Source organism: Bradyrhizobium sp. NAS80.1 (assembly GCF_001908205.1).
GTDB lineage: Bacteria > Pseudomonadota > Alphaproteobacteria > Rhizobiales > Xanthobacteraceae > Bradyrhizobium.
Genome location: NZ_LGHL01000380.1, coordinates 1 through 1,031, shown reverse-complemented (window position 1 = coordinate 1,031; position 1,031 = coordinate 1). Strand labels below are relative to the sequence as shown.

The following is a 1,031-nucleotide window of genomic DNA, read 5'->3' as shown; positions in this document are numbered from 1 at the left end:
GGCGTGGCTTCGGCCGCACGTTGGTGACTTCGCGCCCGGGCAGTTCGCGTGGCGCGGCCCGGGTTGCGAGACGGCACCACCGCTCTGTGCACGATGGGGCTCGGGGCCGTCACGGTGACAGCGGGGATCTCGGTGGCCGACTTGTCCTCAGCCAGCGCTGAGGTGGCGGCGGCGCCGAGCAGGAGCAGGCTGGCTCCGCTCAGACGCTGCGCGCGTCGCAATTTGAATGACATGCCCTGATTCCAGTCAGGCGCCGTCCGGAAGATGTTTGTTGATCGGAGGCGGCCTGCCGTCGCGGCGCGACGGTTTCGACTTCAACTGCTCCCTGGCGATCGTCCGCGCCTCTGGCGCGGCGAACCGGGCGTGATCAAGCGTTGGAAGTCAGGACGCGGGAGGAGCGCGGGGCTGGAACGCCGTGCCGGCCGATTTCAGATGGATGAATTCGGCGTCGGTGGTGCGGTAGAGCAGCTCGATCGCCTGCGGCAGCTGCAGCAGAGGCGGCGTCGCGAACAAGACCGTGCCTGCCATCGCGACGACGGCGCAGATCGCGCAATTGTCCTCGCCCGGCTGCTCCCGCTCAGGGCCCGCGGGCGATTGCTTCTTGACCGTTGCGCGGTCGGTTGGAGCAATGCTCTTGGTGCTGTCCGTCCGTTGGAGCGAGGATTGGGCGAGGGGGGCGGCCTGGGCGAACCAGTGGCTGTGGCCGAATGTCAGCGCGAACTGCACCAGCATCGCTAACAGTGCGAGCCGAGCGCCGTGCCTGATATTCGAGCGGAACCACTTCATCCAACGCACCCCACATCGCGAGGCGCCAATTCCCTGACGTCGCGATGTTATAATGTAACATCGCAGGAAGGATGAACGGATGTCAACCGCAGGCCGACCGGCCGGCGCGGGCAGCCGAGCCGATGTGTCGTTCCTGCAACTAATTTAGAGCGTTTTCGAGCGAAGTGGATACCGGTTCGCGTAAAGAAAACGCGTCAAAACAAGAATCTAGAGCCCCGTTCCGATTCCATCGGAACGGAAATGGC

2 protein-coding genes are annotated in these 1,031 nt (G+C 64.9%); both read right to left on the bottom strand.

Annotation, left to right across the window (positions count from 1 at the left end):
- The coding region (locus tag AC629_RS48065) for a hypothetical protein (RefSeq protein WP_143199931.1) at positions 1-233 on the bottom strand (233 nt) is incomplete at its 3' end.
- 148 nt (positions 234-381) lie between these two features.
- The gene (locus AC629_RS43625; protein WP_084810753.1) at positions 382-786 is read right to left on the bottom strand and encodes a DUF2946 domain-containing protein; all 405 of its coding nucleotides are present in this window, start codon (positions 784-786) and stop codon (positions 382-384) included.
- Positions 787-1,031 lie beyond the last annotated feature (245 nt).